General features: G+C 75.3%; 16 protein-coding genes and 1 riboswitch. Of the genes, 7 read left to right on the forward strand and 9 right to left on the reverse strand.

The window, feature by feature from the left end; genetic code table 11:
• Window positions 1–312 precede the first annotated feature (312 nt).
• The 3 genes from LG396_RS33945 to LG396_RS33955 all read right to left on the reverse strand — a co-directional run bounded on the left by LG396_RS33945 (window position 313) and on the right by LG396_RS33955 (window position 2,347).
• A complete protein-coding gene (locus LG396_RS33945; protein ID WP_018837695.1) occupies window positions 313–729 on the reverse strand; it encodes an SCO2097 family morphological protein in 417 nt (138 codons plus the stop codon).
• A 228-nt stretch (window positions 730–957) separates the two neighbouring features.
• On the reverse strand, window positions 958–1,788 hold the full coding sequence (locus LG396_RS33950; RefSeq protein WP_018837694.1) for a methyltransferase: 831 nt from the start codon (window positions 1,786–1,788) through the stop codon (window positions 958–960).
• Window positions 1,789–1,870: 82 nt separating this feature from the next.
• Window positions 1,871–2,347, reverse strand: coding sequence for an SAV_6107 family HEPN domain-containing protein (locus LG396_RS33955; protein WP_037738256.1), 477 nt, complete (start codon window positions 2,345–2,347; stop codon window positions 1,871–1,873).
• A 508-nt stretch (window positions 2,348–2,855) separates the two neighbouring features.
• Between LG396_RS33955 and LG396_RS33960 the strand changes: the two genes are divergently transcribed.
• A complete protein-coding gene (locus LG396_RS33960) occupies window positions 2,856–4,394 on the forward strand; it encodes a phytoene desaturase family protein (RefSeq protein ID WP_225797688.1) in 1,539 nt (512 codons plus the stop codon).
• A 34-nt stretch (window positions 4,395–4,428) separates the two neighbouring features.
• On the opposite strand, the gene LG396_RS33965 is transcribed toward LG396_RS33960, so the two are convergent.
• From LG396_RS33965 to LG396_RS33985, 5 genes are all read right to left on the reverse strand, one after another.
• A complete protein-coding gene (locus LG396_RS33965; protein ID WP_225797689.1) occupies window positions 4,429–5,541 on the reverse strand; it encodes a hypothetical protein in 1,113 nt (370 codons plus the stop codon).
• A 40-nt stretch (window positions 5,542–5,581) separates the two neighbouring features.
• On the reverse strand, window positions 5,582–6,499 hold the full coding sequence (gene metF / locus LG396_RS33970) for a methylenetetrahydrofolate reductase [NAD(P)H] (RefSeq protein ID WP_225797690.1): 918 nt from the start codon (window positions 6,497–6,499) through the stop codon (window positions 5,582–5,584).
• Between the two features lie 91 nt (window positions 6,500–6,590).
• Window positions 6,591–7,289: a thiamine phosphate synthase gene (thiE, locus tag LG396_RS33975; RefSeq protein ID WP_037750047.1), complete on the reverse strand. Its 699-nt coding sequence runs from the start codon at window positions 7,287–7,289 to the stop codon at window positions 6,591–6,593.
• Between the two features lie 62 nt (window positions 7,290–7,351).
• On the reverse strand, window positions 7,352–7,717 hold the full coding sequence (locus LG396_RS33980; protein WP_018837688.1) for an Rv2175c family DNA-binding protein: 366 nt from the start codon (window positions 7,715–7,717) through the stop codon (window positions 7,352–7,354).
• 121 nt (window positions 7,718–7,838) lie between these two features.
• Window positions 7,839–9,125: an NAD(P)/FAD-dependent oxidoreductase gene (locus tag LG396_RS33985; protein ID WP_225797691.1), complete on the reverse strand. Its 1,287-nt coding sequence runs from the start codon at window positions 9,123–9,125 to the stop codon at window positions 7,839–7,841.
• A gap of 87 nt (window positions 9,126–9,212) precedes the next feature.
• Window positions 9,213–9,324, forward strand: a riboswitch (TPP riboswitch).
• On the opposite strand from LG396_RS33985, the gene thiO reads away from it, so the two are divergent.
• The 6 genes from thiO to LG396_RS34015 all read left to right on the forward strand — a co-directional run bounded on the left by thiO (window position 9,323) and on the right by LG396_RS34015 (window position 15,414).
• Window positions 9,323–10,681 carry a glycine oxidase ThiO gene (gene thiO, locus LG396_RS33990; RefSeq protein ID WP_225797692.1) on the forward strand — a complete coding sequence of 453 codons (1,359 nt, stop codon included), beginning with the start codon at window positions 9,323–9,325 and terminating at the stop codon, window positions 10,679–10,681. It overlaps the preceding riboswitch by 2 nt.
• 92 nt (window positions 10,682–10,773) lie before the next feature.
• On the forward strand, window positions 10,774–10,968 hold the full coding sequence (gene thiS / locus LG396_RS33995) for a sulfur carrier protein ThiS (protein ID WP_026276393.1): 195 nt from the start codon (window positions 10,774–10,776) through the stop codon (window positions 10,966–10,968).
• A 6-nt stretch (window positions 10,969–10,974) separates the two neighbouring features.
• A complete protein-coding gene (locus LG396_RS34000) occupies window positions 10,975–11,856 on the forward strand; it encodes a thiazole synthase (RefSeq protein WP_225797693.1) in 882 nt (293 codons plus the stop codon).
• Between the two features lie 168 nt (window positions 11,857–12,024).
• The gene (gene pknB, locus LG396_RS34005) at window positions 12,025–13,947 is read left to right on the forward strand and encodes a Stk1 family PASTA domain-containing Ser/Thr kinase (RefSeq protein WP_225797721.1); all 1,923 of its coding nucleotides are present in this window, start codon (window positions 12,025–12,027) and stop codon (window positions 13,945–13,947) included.
• 1 nt (window position 13,948) lies between these two features.
• A complete protein-coding gene (locus LG396_RS34010; protein WP_225797694.1) occupies window positions 13,949–14,875 on the forward strand; it encodes a deoxyribonuclease IV in 927 nt (308 codons plus the stop codon).
• A 32-nt stretch (window positions 14,876–14,907) separates the two neighbouring features.
• Complete coding sequence (locus tag LG396_RS34015; protein ID WP_225797722.1) at window positions 14,908–15,414, forward strand: DUF3515 domain-containing protein; 507 nt, start codon at window positions 14,908–14,910, stop codon at window positions 15,412–15,414.
• Between the two features lie 4 nt (window positions 15,415–15,418).
• Here the strand turns inward: LG396_RS34015 and LG396_RS34020 are convergent, their stop codons facing one another.
• The gene (locus tag LG396_RS34020) at window positions 15,419–16,033 is read right to left on the reverse strand and encodes a sulfite oxidase-like oxidoreductase (protein WP_037750060.1); all 615 of its coding nucleotides are present in this window, start codon (window positions 16,031–16,033) and stop codon (window positions 15,419–15,421) included.
• Window positions 16,034–16,062 lie beyond the last annotated feature (29 nt).

The raw sequence follows: 16,062 nt of genomic DNA on the forward strand, positions 1-16,062 counted from the left end.
CGTTGCCCGGTGGGGCGGGCAGGCGGCGCGCTGCTGCTGTGGTGGCCGAAGGCCCGGCGGACGGGGGCCCGGTGGTCGAGAGTTGTGAGCCGGGACAGTCTCGTAGCGCGCTGAGCGCGCACGAGGCCGCATCCCCGCGCGTACCCCGCCTCCTGTGGCACGTCTTGAGCAGCCGCCCCTACCGGGAAACCGGCGGGAAGGGGCGGCCGGGCCGCATCCGCCCGGAACCGGGCGGGAGGCCAGGGCTACCGCATGCTGAGAGCTCCCGCGGGCCGGGCCCGGGGAGCTCTGCGCGGTGAGGGGCCTGGTGGCCTAGCGCCCCTCGTCACGGCGGCGCTGCCACCGCTCTTCGATCCTGTTCATCATGGAACGGCGCTGCCGGGTCCTGCGACGCTGCTGACCGCCCTGAGGGGCCGCGGCATCGCCCGGCTGCTGTTGCTGCTGCTGTTCGCCCGGGTTCGCAGTCCTGCGCCAACCGGTGACGGCGAGCACCGCACATCCCAGCATGACGAGGAAGCCCACCACACTGACCCAGATCTGCTGCGCGACCATACCGGCCATCAGGAGCGCGATACCCACCAGGAAACCGGCTACCGCTTGGTACACCCGACGGCGGGTATACGTGCGCAGCCTGCTTCCCTCAAGCGCTGTCGCAAACTTGGGATCTTCTGCGTACAGCGCTCGCTCCATCTGCTCGAGCATGCGCTGCTCGTGCTCCGAGAGCGGCACGGAGTCCTCCTACTCGTCGGTCGCTTGGGGGCGACCGGGACGCGGCACCTCCAGGATAGGCAGGTATCCGCCCCCGTGAAACCCGCCCCTCTGCGCCAAAACCGCCGATCCGCGGCGCGGATCTGGGCCTGCCCGCCGTAGCAGGCCCTGACTCAGATCATACGGCGCGCCGGGGCCGAACGGGTGGCCTGTGGCCTACTGCACCTTTGCCCGCACGCGGACCGGTTATCACTTCCGGCCGCCCAGAACATGAAGCTGCGCCGCCACGTGCTGGAACGCCGGCGACTCCGCCGCAGCCCGCTCCAGCTCGAGCAGCGCGTCGAGCGCGCCCGGCTCGGACTCGGCGAGACCGTCCGGCACCAGGTCGGAGAAGGTGCGTACGCCCTGTACGGCCCGCACGTCCACGCCGGCGGCGGCGACCAGCCGGGTCAGCTCCTCCGGCGTGAACCGGCGCGGCACCGGGTCCGCCTCGCCCCAGCGGCCGTCCCCGCCCGTCAGCGCCCGGTGGGCGGACGAGAAGTGCCCGGCGAGCGCGCGGGCCAGCACGGCGCCGCCCAGGCCCGCCGCCAGCACGCTGAGGAGCCCGCCGGGCCGCAGCGCGGCGACGGCGTTGGCGAGGCCCGCGGCGGGGTCGTCCACGTACTCCAGGACGCCGTGGCAGAGCACGGCGTCGTACGCGCCGGGCTCCGCGACGTCGAAGAGGGCGTGGATGTCGCCCTGCACTCCGTGCACCCGGTCGGCGACGCCGGCCTCCGCGGCACGGCGCTGCAGCCCGAAGAGCGCGTTCGGGCTGGGGTCGACGACCGTCACCCGGTGCCCGAGCAGGGCCGCGGGCACGGCGAAGCCGCCGGTGCCGCCGCCGGTGTCGAGCACGTCGAGCGCCCGGCCGGCGGCCCCGGCGTCCGCCTCGCCCCGGCCGTCCGCCCCCGCGGCGCCGCCGTCCCCGGCGTCACCGCGGGCGGCCCCGTGCCGGGACAGGGCCTCCTCCAGCGCCTCCCAGACGACGGCGGCGCGCAGCGACGCGCGCGGCAGGTGGTCGGGCGGTGTCGAACGGGGCATGGAGCGCTCCTCGAAGATCGGGCGTGGCCCAGCTTAGAGGCTGTGCGTCCGCTCCCCGCGCCCTGACCGGCGGGCCGCCGGCTCAGCGCACCTCCGGGCCCGGTTGGGGACGTATCAGCGGCTGGACGACGAGCATCCGCTCGACTATGCGCGTGAACATCCCCGCCGCGCGCAGGAGATCGGCCGCCTCCTGTGCGTCGACCGCATCCCGGATGCCCGCCTCCGCGCGGGCGCGCAGCCGGGCGCCGGCCGCGAACATCGCGCTCCACTCGGCGAGTTCCGGTGCGACCTCCGGCAGCACCTCCCACGCGCTGCGGATCCGCTGCCGGCGCCGCGGCGACGGCTCGGGGCGCCCGCGCACCGCGAGGACCGCCGCGGCGGTGCGCAGCGCGGCGAGATGGGCAAGTGAGTAGCGCTCGTTCGCCGTCTCCATCTCCGCCGCCTCCGCCAGACCGGCGTGGGCTTGCGCGAGGAGCTCCAGCGCCGCCTTGGGCGCACTGCCCGGGCGCAGGACGGGGTGGACATCACTCGGTGGGGCGTAAGCCGGCTCGGCTGCCATGGCTTGCCTCCTGTCAGCGTCAGTCCTTCAGTCGTTCGTTCGTGTGTGCCCATCGTGGCGCACCCCACTGACAATCGACCAGAACTGCCCCGCTACCTGCGATGATGCCCCCGACCGCACCCTGCGCGGCAATTGCGCCGACAGGTGCCGCCCCGGGGTGGAACGCCGCCCCGGCCGGCGCGCGCCACCCGCGGAAACGGGCGCTGCCCCGGCGGCGCGAAGCGATCCCCCGTCGCTCCACCACCGGGGCAGCTTCCCCCCATTTCCCCCGTTCCCCCCTCGTGGGCCGGACCCGGGTCCCCGTTCCGCCACCCCGTGTCGGCGGTCCGCGGTCCCCTCCACTGCGTCCGTCCCACGTCCATCACTCTGCCGTTTGTGCAGGTCGGGGCCTATCCGTGCGGATACTCAAGCACGTGTCTGAGTACGTGTACTCAGAGCTGAGTACGCACCCCCAGCCCCTCCGCTCCCGCCCGCGGACCCGCCAGTGGCGCGGGATAAAGTCCGGGCCATGGCAGAGATCGCGGTAATCGGGGCGGGCATGGGCGCGATGGCCGCCTCCGCGCGGCTGGCCCTCGCGGGCCACCGGGTGACGGTCCACGAGCGCTCCGGCACCCACGGCGGCGGCGTACGGCGGCTGGAGCGCGACGGCTTCGGCTTCGACACCGGCCCCGGCGTGCTCCATCTCCCCGCCGTCTACCGCGACCTGTTCCTCAAGACCGGCCGGCGGAAGCTGGAGAAGTGCGTGGAGCTGGTGCCGGTGGACCCGGCCGAGCGGCACGTCTTCCCCGACGGCACCGCCGCCACCCTGCCGAACGCCTCCCGCGCGGGCGTCGTACGGGCCCTGGACTCCGCCGCGGGACCGGGGGCGGGCGAGGCGTGGACCGCCCTGCTCGACCGGGGCCGCCGGGTCTGGGAGGCCGCGCGCCGCCCGCTCGTCGAGGAGCCGCTGCCCGCCGACCCGGGCGTGCTGGCCGCCGACTTCTACCCCGCCGCCCCGCCGCCCCCGGCGCGCGGACTGCTGCGCCGCCTGCGCGGCCCGCGGCCGGCCGCCCCGCCCGCCACGGTGGCCGACGTCGGTGCGGGCGAGCTGGGCGCGTACCCCGTGCTGGGGGCGCTGCTCGCGCAGCACGCGCTGGCGTACGGGTTCGACCCGCGGCACGCGCCCGCGGGCACGGCGATGCTGCCGTACGTGCAGGAGACCTTCGGCGGGTGGTACGTGCGCGGGGGCATCCGGGCGCTGGCGGACGCGCTGTACGAGCGCTGCCTGGAGCGCCGGATCGAGTTCGCCTTCGGCACGGAGGTGGTCGCCGTCCGGGTGGGCGCGGACGGCCGGGCGGCGGGCGTCGAACTGGCCGGCGGCGGGGGGGCGGACGCCGACGCGGTGATCGCCGGGGTGCCGCGGGCCCGGCTGGCGGAGCTGGCCCCCGGCGCGTACGCGGACGTTGCGCCGCGGGCGGTGCGGGCGGTGCCCGCGCGGATGACCGTGTGCCTGGCGCTGCGCGGCGCCCGGGACGGCGACGCCGTGCACCGTACGGTCGTGCACTCCCCGGACGCCGCAGGCGAACTGGCCTGGATCTTCGACGGGCGGCCCGAAACCGACGTGTCCCCCACCGTCACCGTGCTGCGCCCCGACGACCCCGCCCTCCGCCCGGACGACGGGCACGAGGCCGTGACGCTCACCGCCGTCGTCCCGGCCGGGGCGTGGGCGGACGGCGGCGAGAAGGCCGCGGAGGCGTTCGCGGACCTGATGGTGGCGGCGGCCGGGCGCGCGGTGCCGGGGCTCGCGGAGCGGGTGCTGTGGCGCGAGGTGCGTACGCCCGCGGACATCGCCGCGGAGACGGGCGCCCCGGGCGGCGCGGTGCCGGGGCCCGCGCTGGCCGGCGCCGGCGGCGCGTACCTGGCGCAGCCGAACGCCACTGCCGTGCCGGGTCTCTACGCGGTCGGCGGCTGGTCGCATCCGGGCGGCGGGCTGGCGCACGCGGGGATGTCGGGGGCCCTGGTCGCCGGGCTGATCATGGAGGGCGCGGACTTCCGCGGCTCCCGCTGACGGCTCGCGGGCGCGGCCGCCGGGGGCGCGGGGGTCAGTAGCGGTACTGCTGCTCGTAGCCCGGGTAGTTCTGCTGCTGGGCGTACGGGTCCTCGGTGCCCAGCGGGTCGGCGTCGCGCTGCTGCGGCATCCAGACGCCCTCCCCCTGCGTCCCGTAGCCCTCCTGGCCGTACGCCGGCTGCTGGCCGGTGTCGTAGCCCTCGGAGTACTGCGCGTACTGCTGCTGGTCGTAGCCCGGGTAGCCGGCGCCGCCGGTGTCGTACGAGGGCCGGCCGCCCTGCGTCGAGTCGTAGTACGGCGGCGGAGGGGGCGGCGAGGCGTACTCCGTGCCGGCGTAGGGGTCCGCGTACGCGGCGGGTGCGGGGGCGGCCGTGTCGTACCCGGCGTACTGGTGCTCCGGGCCGTAGCCGCCGGCGTCCGGGTATATCTGCTGGTCCTGCCCGTAGCCGTTCGTCCCGGCGCCGTTCGTGGCGTAGCCCCCGGCCTCGTAGCCGGAGGTGGTCGCATGGCTGCCGGTGTCGTACGCGGAGGTCGTGGCGTGGCTGCCGGTGTCGTACGCGGACGTGGTGGCGTAGCTGCCGGAGTCGTAGGCGGAGGTGGTCGCATAGCTGCCGGAGTCGTAGCCCGCGCCGTTGCCGTACGAGTCGTAGCCCTCGGCGTACGCCTGCTGCCCGGGAGCGGCGCCCGCGAACGCCTGCTCGGCGCCGAAGGGCGAGAACTGCGCGGTCTGCTCCTGCGCCGCGGGCATGGGCGGCGCGTTCTCCGGCTCGTACGCCGGATAGGCGGCCCCCCGCTCGGGGGGCGGCGGCGCCTGGTGCCCGTCGTACGCCGCCTCGTCGTACCGCTCCGCGTCGTACCCGTCGCCGTAGTTCTCGTCCTCCCCGCGCCTGTTCACCACCCAGCCGCCGGAGTACCCGCTGCGGTAGGAGAGCGTGACCTTGATCTGGCCGAGCGCGAACACCACCACGCCGAGACCGATCACGACCACCGCGGGCATGAGCACGCCGAGCACCACGCAGAGGAAGCCGACGAAGGCCAGCGCGCGCCAGCGCAGCGGGGCCTTGTACTGCATCAGCACTTCCCAGAGCAGCCACAGCGCGACGAGCCCGAACATGGCATAGAGGGCCAACCAGGCCAAGTCGCCCATCACGTGCCTCTCTTCCGCCCCCGCTTGGTGGTGCCTTCCCTCAGGACCGCCGGTGCAGTCCGAGGTTCTGGTAGATCTCCAGCGTTGCCGTGGAGTGGTTCAGCGTAATGAAGTGCAGTCCGGGGATTCCCTCGGACAGCAACCGCTCGCACATGTCCGTGGCGTACTCGATGCCAATGGAGCGTACCGCGGCCCGGTCGTCCTCGACCGCGAGAACCCGATCCGCCAGCTCCGGCGGGAACGTGGCCCCGCTCAACTCGGCGAACCGCTGGATCTGCCGGGCGTTGGTGACCGGCATGATCTCCGGGATGATCGGCGTCGCGCAGCCGGCCGCGGCCACCCGGTCGCGCAGCCGCAGGTAGTCGTCGACGTGGAAGAACATCTGGGTGATCGCGTAGTCCGCGCCCGCGCGGCACTTGTCGACGAAGTGCCGGATGTCGGCGTCCCAGTCGGTGGACCGCGGGTGCCGCTCGGGGAAGGCCGCGACGCCGACACAGAAGTCGCCCGACTCCTTGATCAGCCGGACCAGTTCGGCGGCGTACGTCACCCCCTGCGGGTGCGCGACCCACTCCCCCATCGGGTCGCCCGGGGGGTCGCCGCGGACGGCGAGCATGTTGCGGATGCCCGCGTCCGCGTACTGGCCGATGACATTGCGCAGTTCGGCGACGGAGTGGTCGACCGCGGTGAGGTGCGCCACGGGCGTGAGCGTGGTGTCGGTGGCGATGCGTTCGGTGGCGCGGACCGTCCCCTCGCGGGACGAGCCGCCGGCGCCGTAGGTCACGGAGACGAATGTCGGCTGTACGGCCTCGATGCGCCGTACGGCGTTCCAGAGGGTCCGCTCCCCCTTGTCGGTCTTCGGGGCGGCGAACTCGAACGAAAACGACTGCTTGCCGGACGCGAGCAGTTCACGAACGGTGACTGCTCGATCATTCCTGGTCGAAGCGATGCCAGTGGCCATACGGGGCAGGTTAACCGCCGGTCACCTCCGGACCCAAGACGGCCAGCTCAATCCCCGAGACGGGAGCGGGCGCCCGGCACCGGCCGGGCGACTACCGGACGTCGCCGTTCCGGGCGGCGCGCAGCCGCCGTACGAACTCACCCGCCGCAGCTCCGGGGTCCTCGGCCGCGGTGAGGGCGCGGACGACGACGACGCGGCGGGCGCCGGCGGCCAGGACCTCGTCGAGGTTTCCGAGGTCGATTCCGCCGATGGCGAACCAGGGGCGGTCGGTGCCGAGCCCCGCGGCGCAGCGGACGAGGCCGAGGCCGGCCGCGGGCCGTCCTGCCTTGGTGGGGGTGGGCCAGCAGGGGCCGGTGCAGAAGTAGTCGACGCCGGGCTCCGCGGCCGCCGCGCGGGTCTCCGCCTCGGCGTGGGTGGAACGCCCGATCAGCACGTCCTCGGGCGCGCCGCCGAGGATGGCGCGGGCGGCGGGCACGGGCAGGTCGCCCTGGCCCAGGTGCAGCACGTCGGCGCCGGCGGCGTGGGCCACGTCGGCGCGGTCGTTGACCGCGAGCAGCCTGCCGTGGCGGCGGCAGGCGTCGGCGAACACCTCCAGGTGCGCCAGCTCCTCGCGCGCCTCCAGGCCCTTCTCGCGCAGTTGGACGATGTCCACGCCGGCGGCCAGCACGGCGTCGAGGAACTCGGGCAGGTCGCCCTGGCGCGTCCGGGCGTCGGTGCACAGATAGAGCTGCGCGGCGCCGAGCCGCGCGCGGGCGTCCGCGGTGGCGCGGGCGGCGGTTCCGGCGGTCATGCGGCGCTCCCCCTCGTACGGTCGCGGGGCCGGACCCGCGGTGCGCGCCCGGCCCCGCGAGGTTACACAGCCAGCGCCTGCGCCCTGCGCTTGACCTCCGTCCCGCGGTTCTCGCGCAGTGCCTGCGCGGGAGTCCCCGGGAGCGAGGGGTCGGGGGTGAACAGCCACTCCAGCGCCTCCGCGTCGCTGAAGCCGTCGTCCTTGAGCAGCGTCAGGGTCCCGGTGAGACCCTTGATCACCTTCCCCTCGCCGATGAACTCGGCGGGCACCTGCAGTGTGTTGTTCTCACCCCGCCGCACCGCGATCAGCTGGCCCTCCTTGACCAGCTGCCGCACGCGGGTCACCTCGACGTCGAGCTTCTCCGCGACGTCGGGAAGGGTGAGCCAGGAGGGGACGAGAGCATCGATCTTCGCATCAATCTCGGTCACACCCCCCAGCCTGCCATCTCGGACGGCCGGTCGGTACAGGGCAGCGCCAAAAGGCGGCATATCGCCGCGAACTATCCCCGGATTCGCCGGTCGCGGCGTGGCGCGCGACGCGCCGGGACCGTCACAGCGCGGCCGATTTCAGCGGTACGGCCGCGTCGGCGGCCCGCTCGCGGTCCAGCGCGGCGCCCGCGTGGATCAGCTTCCGCCCCTGGGTGAGGTCCCGCGGCCGGCCGACGGCCAGCAGCGACATCAGCCGGCCGCCACGCAGCCAGCACACCGACCACGACGCCCCCTGCGGATCGCCACGCCAGAGGAGCTCGTCGCCGGCCGTGTGGTGGCCGACGTACTGCACGAAGCGGCCGAACTGCTCGGACCAGAAGTACGGCACCGGATCGTACGCCGTGCCCGGCGCCCCGGCGATGTCCGCCGCGACCGCCGTCGGGCCCTGGAGGGCGTTGTCCCAGTGGTGGATGAGCAGCCGCTCGCCGTAGCGCGCGGACGGGAACGAGGCGCAGTCGCCGACGGCCCAGACGCCGGGCACGTTCGTACGCAGCCGCTCGTCGGCCCGCACCGCGCCGTCGCCGCCCAGCTCGACGCCGGAGCCGGCGAGCCACGCCGTGGCGGGGCGGGCGCCGATGCCGACGACGACGGCGTCCGCGCTCAGTTCCGTACCGTCGTCGAGGACCACCGCGACCGGGCCGTCCTCGCCGAGGCTCTCGACGCGCTCCACCCGGCGCCCCGTCAGCAGCCGGGCACCGCTCTCCTCGTACCACCCGGCCATCGGCGCCGCGACCGCCGCGGGCAGCGCCGCCGCCAGCGGGTGCCCGGCGGCCTCCACGACCGTCACCTCGCAGCCCTGCTCGCGTGCCGCGGTGGTCAGCTCCGCGCCGATCCAGCCCGCGCCGACCACCAGGATCCGGCTGCGCCGCACGAGCACCGCGCGCAGCCGCGCGGCGTCGTCAAGGGTGCGCAGCAGGTGCACGCCCGGCGTGGTGCCGGCCGGGGCGCCGGGCAGCGGGATCGGCGCCGCGCCGGTGGCCAGCACCAGCTTCTCGTACGGAACGGGCCCGGCGTCCGTCTCCAGGACCCGCCCGGCGGTGTCCAGCCGGTCGGCGTGCAGCCCCAGCCGCAGCCCGATGCCGTACTCCGCGAAGTCCACCTCGAAGGCCGAGCCCTCCGCCTTGCCGAGCAGTACCGCCTTCGACAGCGGCGGCCGGTCGTACGGGTCGTGCGGCTCCGCCCCGACGAGGGTGACGGCGCCCGTGCAGCCCTGCTCGCGCAGCGCGACGGCGGTCTGCACGCCGGCCATGCCGGCGCCGACGACGACCGTGCCGCCGGAGCCGGCGGCGGCGTCCTGGGGGCGGCTGGCGGGGCCCGGGTCCGGTTCTGCGTCGGTCACGCCGATCACTTTATGCCGCGGCCGCCCGCCGCCGCTCGTGCCGGGCCCGCCCGCAAGGCCCCTTACAGCGGCCGGGCGTACGGAGTTAGGGTGGCCGGGAAGACTCGCGGGAGCCCGGCTGCACCGGGCTGAGAGGGGGGCTGGCGGCCCCCGACCGTACGAACCTGATCCGGGTCATGCCGGCGAAGGGAGGGGCGAGCGCGCCCATGCAGCCACGCGACACACCTCCGACCCAGCCCCCGACACCAGCAGCGCCACCACCCGCGCCACCAGCCGCGCCGCAGCCCGCCGCGGCGCCCGCGGCGGGCCCGGCCGGCGCACCGCGCAAGGCGGATGCCGCGTACGACGTCCTCGTCGTCGGCGGCGGCGTCATCGGCCTGGTCACCGCCTGGCAGGCGGCCCGCCGCGGGCTGGCCACCGCGGTGGCCGACCCCGCGCCCGGCGGCGGCGCCGCGCAGGTCGCGGCCGGGATGCTCGCCGCCGTCACCGAACTGCACTACGGCGAGGAGGCGCTGCTGGCGCTCAACCTGGCCGCCGCGGAGCGCTATCCGGCGTTCGCGGCCGAGCTGGCGGAGGCGTCGGGCCAGGACATCGGCTACCGCCGCTGCGGCGCGCTGTCCGTCGCGCTCGACGCGGACGACCGCGCCCAGCTCCGCGAGCTGCACGCCTTCCAGCAGCGGCTGGGGCTCTCCGCGGAGTGGCTCGGCGGCAGCGAGTGCCGCCGGCTGGAGCCGATGCTCGCGCCCGGGGTACGCGGCGGGCTGCGCATCGACGGCGACCACCAGACAGACCCGCGGCTGCTGACCGCGGCGCTCGTCACCGCCTGCGAGCGGGCGGGGGTCGCCTTCCACCGCAGCCTCGCGGTCCGGCTCCGCGTCGCGGGCGGCCCGGGGGCTGCGGGGTCATCAGGCCCAGCGGGTCCAGCGGGTCCAGCGGGTCCAGCGGGGACGGACGAGCGGGCGGCGGGCGCGGAGCTGGCCGACGGCACGCGGATCGCCGCCGGGCAGACGGTGCTGGCCGCCGGCAGCCTCAGCGGCCGGCTGGCGGGGGTGCCGGATGCGGTACGGCCGCCGGTGCGGCCGGTGAAGGGGCAGGTCCTGCGGCTGCGGATGCCCGACGCCGGGACGCCGTTCCTGTCCCGCACGGTACGGGCCGTGGTCCGCGGCAGCAGCGTGTACCTGGTGCCGCGGGAGAGCGGCGAGCTGGTCGTCGGCGCCACCAGCGAGGAGCTGGGCTGGGACACCACCGTCACGGCCGGCGGCGTGTACGAGCTGCTGCGCGACGCGCACGAGCTGCTGCCCGGGCTGACGGAGCTGCCGCTCGTCGAGACCGGCGCCGGGCTGCGCCCCGGCACCCCCGACAACGCGCCGCTGCTGGGCCCCACCGCCCTGCCGGGCCTGCACCTGGCCACCGGCCACTACCGCAACGGGGTGCTCCTCACCCCGGTCACCGGCGACGCCCTCGCCGCCGTCCTCACCGGCGGCGAACTCCCCGACGTGGCCCGCCCGTTCGCGGCCACCCGGTTCGGCCGTACGCACCAGCACCGCGAAGGGCGGCACGCATGACCGAGGACGCCACGCAGACCCGCACGACCACCCCGCCCACCGCCACCGCCGCTGCCACCCGACCCGACACCGACACCGCCCCCGCTGCCACCGTGACCGTCAACGGCGCCCCCCGCCGCATCGACGCGGGCCTCACCCTCGACGCCCTCGTCGCGACCGTCACCGCCGCCCCCCGCGGCGTCGCCGCCGCCGTCAACGAGGACGTCGTACCGCGCGGCAGCTGGCCCACCACCACCCTCGGCGACGGCGACCGCGTCGAGATCCTGACCGCGGTCCAGGGAGGCTGACCCACCGTGACCCGCACCGCCCCCGCCACCACACCCGCCCCCGCCCCCGCGGCGAACCCGGACGCCGCCGCCACGGACCCGGCCGCGGACCCCCTCACCATCGCCGGCGTCCGCTTCTCCTCCCGCCTCATCATGGGCACCGGCGGCGCGAGCAGCCTGGAGGCCATGGAGCGCGCCCTCCTCGCCTCCGGCACCGAGCTGACCACCGTCGCGATGCGCCGCATCGACCCCGGCGTGCACGGCTCCGTGCTCGACGTGCTGCACCGCCACGGCATCCGCGTGCTGCCGAACACCGCCGGCTGCTACACCGCCGGCGAGGCCGTCCTCACCGCCCGGCTGGCCCGCGAGGCGCTCGGCACCGACTGGGTGAAGCTGGAGGTCATCGCCGACGAGCGCACCCTGCTGCCCGACCCCGTCGAGCTGCTGGCCGCCGCCGAGACGCTCGTCGACGACGGCTTCACCGTGCTCCCGTACACCAACGACGACCCCGTCCTCGCCCGCAAGCTTCAGGACGCGGGCTGCGCCGCCGTGATGCCCCTGGGCTCCCCCATCGGCTCCGGGCTCGGCATCCGCAACCCGCACAACTTCGCGCTGATCACCGAGGCCGCCGGGGTGCCCGTCATCCTCGACGCCGGCGCCGGCACCGCCTCCGACGCCGCCCAGGCGATGGAGCTGGGCTGCGACGCGGTCATGCTGGCGTCCGCGGTGACGCGGGCGCAGGAGCCGGTGCTGATGGCGGCGGCGATGCGGCACGCGATCACCGCGGGCCGGCTCGCCGCGCGCGCGGGGCGCATCCCGCGCCGGCACTTCGCGCGGGCGTCGTCGCCGTCCGCCGGGGTCGCGGACCTGGGCCGGGCGCCGGACCCGGAGCGCCCCGCGTTCTCCTGAACTCCCCGGCCCCGCACCGGCGCCCGCGCCGCCGCGGGCATCGGCACGCCATCGGAAACGTACTGCAGCACAACGGTGACGGGAACGCGTCCCCCACCTCGTAGACTGCGGTTCGTGGACACGACTCTGGACCCGTCCCCCCATCCGCAGGGAGGGTGGGGAGACCCCATGGTCGGGCAGATGCTCGACGGGCGCTACCGCGTCGACGCACGCATCGCCACCGGCGGCATGGCCACGGTCTACCGGGCGCTCGACACCCGGCTCGACCGGGTGCTGGCCGTCAAGGTCATGCACCCCTCGCTGGCCGCCGACCGCTCCTTCGTGCAGCGGTTCATCCTGGAGGCCAAGTCGGTCGCCGGGCTCGCCCACCCGAACGTCGTGGGCGTCTACGACCAGGGCACCGACGGCCCGCACGTCTTCCTCGCCATGGAGTACGTCCCGGGCTGCACCCTGCGCGACGTGCTGAACGACCGCGGCGCCCTGCAGCCCCGGGCCGCGCTGGACATCCTGGAGCCCGTGCTCGCCGCGCTCGGCGCCGCGCACCGGGCCGGATTCGTCCACCGCGACATGAAGCCGGAGAACGTCCTCATCGGCGACGACGGCCGCGTCAAGGTCGCCGACTTCGGGCTCGTCCGCGCCGTGAACACCCACACCACCGCCTCCACCGGCACGGTGCTCGGCAGCGTGTCGTACCTGGCGCCCGAGCAGATCGAGCGCGGCGCCGTCGACCCGCGGGTCGACGTGTACGCCTGCGGCGTGATGCTCTACGAGATGCTCACCGGCGCCAAGCCGCACGCCGGCGAGCATGCCGCGCACGTGCTCTACCAGCACCTGCACGAGGACGTCGAGCCGCCGTCCGCCGTCGTCCCGGGGCTGCCCGAGCAGCTGGACGACCTGGTCGCCACCGCCGCCGCGCGCAACCGGGACGCGCGCCCCGCGGACGCCGTCGAGCTGCTGTCCGCCGTACGCGCCGCCCGCGGGGAGCTGACCGACGCGGACCTGGACGCGGTGCCGCCGCAGGCCGTCGCCGAGGAGCGGATCGGCTCCGAGGACCGCACGGCCGTGGTGATGCCCGCCCCGGCGGGCACGCCGGGGCAGGAGCGGCTGAACGTCACCAGCGTGCTCCAGACGCCCGCCGCGGGGCCCGCGGACACCACCGCCGCGCCGCCGTCCGGCCCGCCCGCCGCGCCCGGCGCCCCCGGACAGCCGGGCCGCGCCAAGCCGCGGATCGGGCTGCTGGCGCTGCTGGCGGCGGTACTCGTGCTGGGCGTCGGCACGGGCGTCTGGTACATAAACTCCGGGCAGTTCACCAAGGTCCCCTTCGTGCTCGGCAAGACGGAGGCCGAGGCGCGGAGCATGCTCTCCGGCGAGGACCTGGACACGGACGTCAAGGAGGACTTCAGCGACACCGTGAAGGCCGGCCTCGTCCTGCGCACCGACCCCGAGGGCGGCAGCCGCATCCGGCAGGGCGACTCCGTGACGCTCGTGCTCTCCAAGGGCCCGGAGATGGTGGAGATCCCCGAGCTGTACGCGGTCCCCCTCGACGAGGCGAAGGACAAGCTCCGCGACGCGGGGCTGAAGCCGGGCGTGACACAGGAGGCGTTCAGCGAGGAGCTGCCCGTCGGGCGCGTGATCAGCACGAAGCCGGCGGACGGCGAGAAGATCAAGGCCGGCCGGGCGGTGGAGATGGTCGTCAGCCGCGGCGCGCCCATCGAGGTGCCGGACGTCGTCGGCGACGACCAGAGCGACGCCGCCGAGGAGCTGCGCGAGGAGGGGCTGACGGTCGAGGTCGCCCCGGAGACGGTGTACTCGGAGGAGGACGCCGGCACGGTCGCGGAGACCTCGCCGGAGCCGGGTGCCGAGCTGGGCGAGGGCGACAAGGTCACGCTGACGATCTCCAAGGGCCCCGAGCTGCTGGAGGTCCCGGACGTGGTCGACATGAACGTGGACGACGCCGAGCAGGCGCTCGAGGACGCCGGCTTCAGCGTGGACGTGAACCAGATCTTCTTCGGCGACACCGTCTGGCGCCAGTCCCCCGACGGCGGCGACGACGCTCCGCGCGGCAGCGAGATCACCCTCTGGGTGAGGTGACGTGTCCTCCCGTACGGCCCCCGCACCCCCCTCCGACCAGCCGGCCGCCCGTACCCGCAACCCCGTCGGCAGCCATGTGCCCGTCGCCGGCGGCCTGGCCGCGAAGGGCCTCGCGCACGCGCGCCGGATCGGCGCGGAGGCCGTCCAGGTCTTCGTCGCCAACGCCCGCGGCTGGGCGACGCCGCCGGGCGACCCGGCGCAGGACGAGGAGTTCCGGCGGCGCTGCACCGAGGACGGCATCCCGGTGTACGTGCACGCCCCGTACCTGATCAACCTCGGCTCGCACACCCCGGCCACCGCGGCGAACTCCGTCACCTCGCTCCGGCACTCGCTGCGCCGCGGCCGGGCGATCGGCGCCCGCGGCGTCGTGGTCCACACCGGCTCGGCGACCGGCGGGCGGGACCGCGACACCGCGCTCGCGCAGGTACGGGAGCTGACGCTGCCGCTCCTCGACGAGCTGGCCGACGACCCCGGGGCGCCCGAGCTGCTGCTGGAGCCGACCGCGGGGCAGGGCTTCTCGCTCTGCTCCCGGCTGCCGGAGCTGGGCGCCTATCTGGACCTGCTGGACCGGCACCCGCGGCTCGGGGTCTGCCTCGACACCTGCCACGTCTTCGCCGCGGGGCACGACCTGGCGGCGGGCGGCGGGGCGAAGCAGGTGCTCGACGAGCTGGTGGAGGTGGCGGGTCCCGGGCGGCTGCGGCTCCTGCACGCGAACGACTCCAAGGCCGCGGCCGGCTCGCGCCTGGACCGGCACGAGAACATCGGCGCGGGGCGGATCGGGGCCGACCCGTTCCGCGAGCTGCTCCGGCACCCGGCGATGGCGGGCGTACCGCTGATCATCGAAACCCCCGGCGGCGGTCCCGAGGGCCGGAAGGCGGCGGCGGACATCGCCCTGCTGAAGGAGCTGCGGGAGCCCGCCGGGGCGTAGGACGGGCGAGGAGCTGTCATCGGATGTCACGGATGTACGTGAACTGTTCGCGCCGCCGGCTCGCCGGCTGGGCCGTCGTCGCCGCGCTGCTCACCGCGGTCGGCTGCTCCGGGCGGGCGGACGGGGCGACCGTGACGGTCCCCGGCCCGTCGCCGGCGGTCACGAAGGTGTGCCGGAAGCTGGACCGGGCGCTGCCCGCCACGGTGGACGGGCTGGACCGCCGGGATCCCGCGCCCGCCTCCGCGCTGACCGCGGGCTGGGGCAGCCCGGTGGTCATCCTGCGCTGCGGTGTCCAGCGGCCGCCGAAGATGCTCGACCCCGCGGTCTCCCGGGGCAAGGACCCCGATGCGGTGGCCGGCGAGGTGGACGGCGTCGGCTGGCTGATGGAGCAGCAGGACGACGGCGTGCACCGCTTCACCACCGCCAACCGGATCGGGTACGTCGAGGTCAGGGTGCCCGGGGACCGGGACAGCTCCGCGGTCCTGGTCGAGTTGGCCGACGCCATCAAGCGGACGGTCCCGGAAGGCATCGCCGACTGAGTACTCAGAGATCCGGCCCGTCGCCGGGCTCCTCCTGGTACGAGTAGCGCTGCTCGCGCCACGGGTCGCCGACGTTGTGGTAGCCGCGCTCCTCCCAGAAGCCGCGGCGGTCGGCCGTCATGTACTCCACGCCCCGCACCCACTTCGGGCCCTTCCAGGCGTACAGGTGCGGCACCACGAGCCGGACCGGGAAGCCGTGCTCGGCGGTCAGCGGCTCGCCGTCCTTGTGGGTGGCGAAGATCGTCCGTTCGTCGGCGAAGTCCGCCAGCCGCAGGTTGGAGCTGAAGCCGTACTCCGCCCACACCATCACGTGCGTGACCCCGGGCGCGGGCGGCGCCAGCTCCAGCAGCGTACGGGCCCTGACCCCGCCCCACTCGGCGCCGAGCATGCTGAACTTCGTCACGCAGTGCAGGTCGCCGACCACGGTCGTATACGGCAGGGCGGTGAACTCGTCGTGGGTGAGGGACCGTTTCGCCCCGTCCGCCGTGGCCCCGAAGACCTGGAGTTCCCAGCGGTCGGGCTTGAACCGCGGCACCGGGCCGTAGTGCGTCACGGGCCAGCCGCGCTGCAGCCGCTGGCCAGGAGGCAGGTCCCCCTCGTGCCGCTCCGACTGACCCATGACCCCATGGTGGCAGACGCTTGCGCATG

The sequence above is a fragment of the Streptomyces aculeolatus genome, from assembly GCF_020400605.1.
In the GTDB taxonomy this organism is placed as follows: Bacteria; Actinomycetota; Actinomycetes; order Streptomycetales; family Streptomycetaceae; genus Streptomyces; species Streptomyces aculeolatus.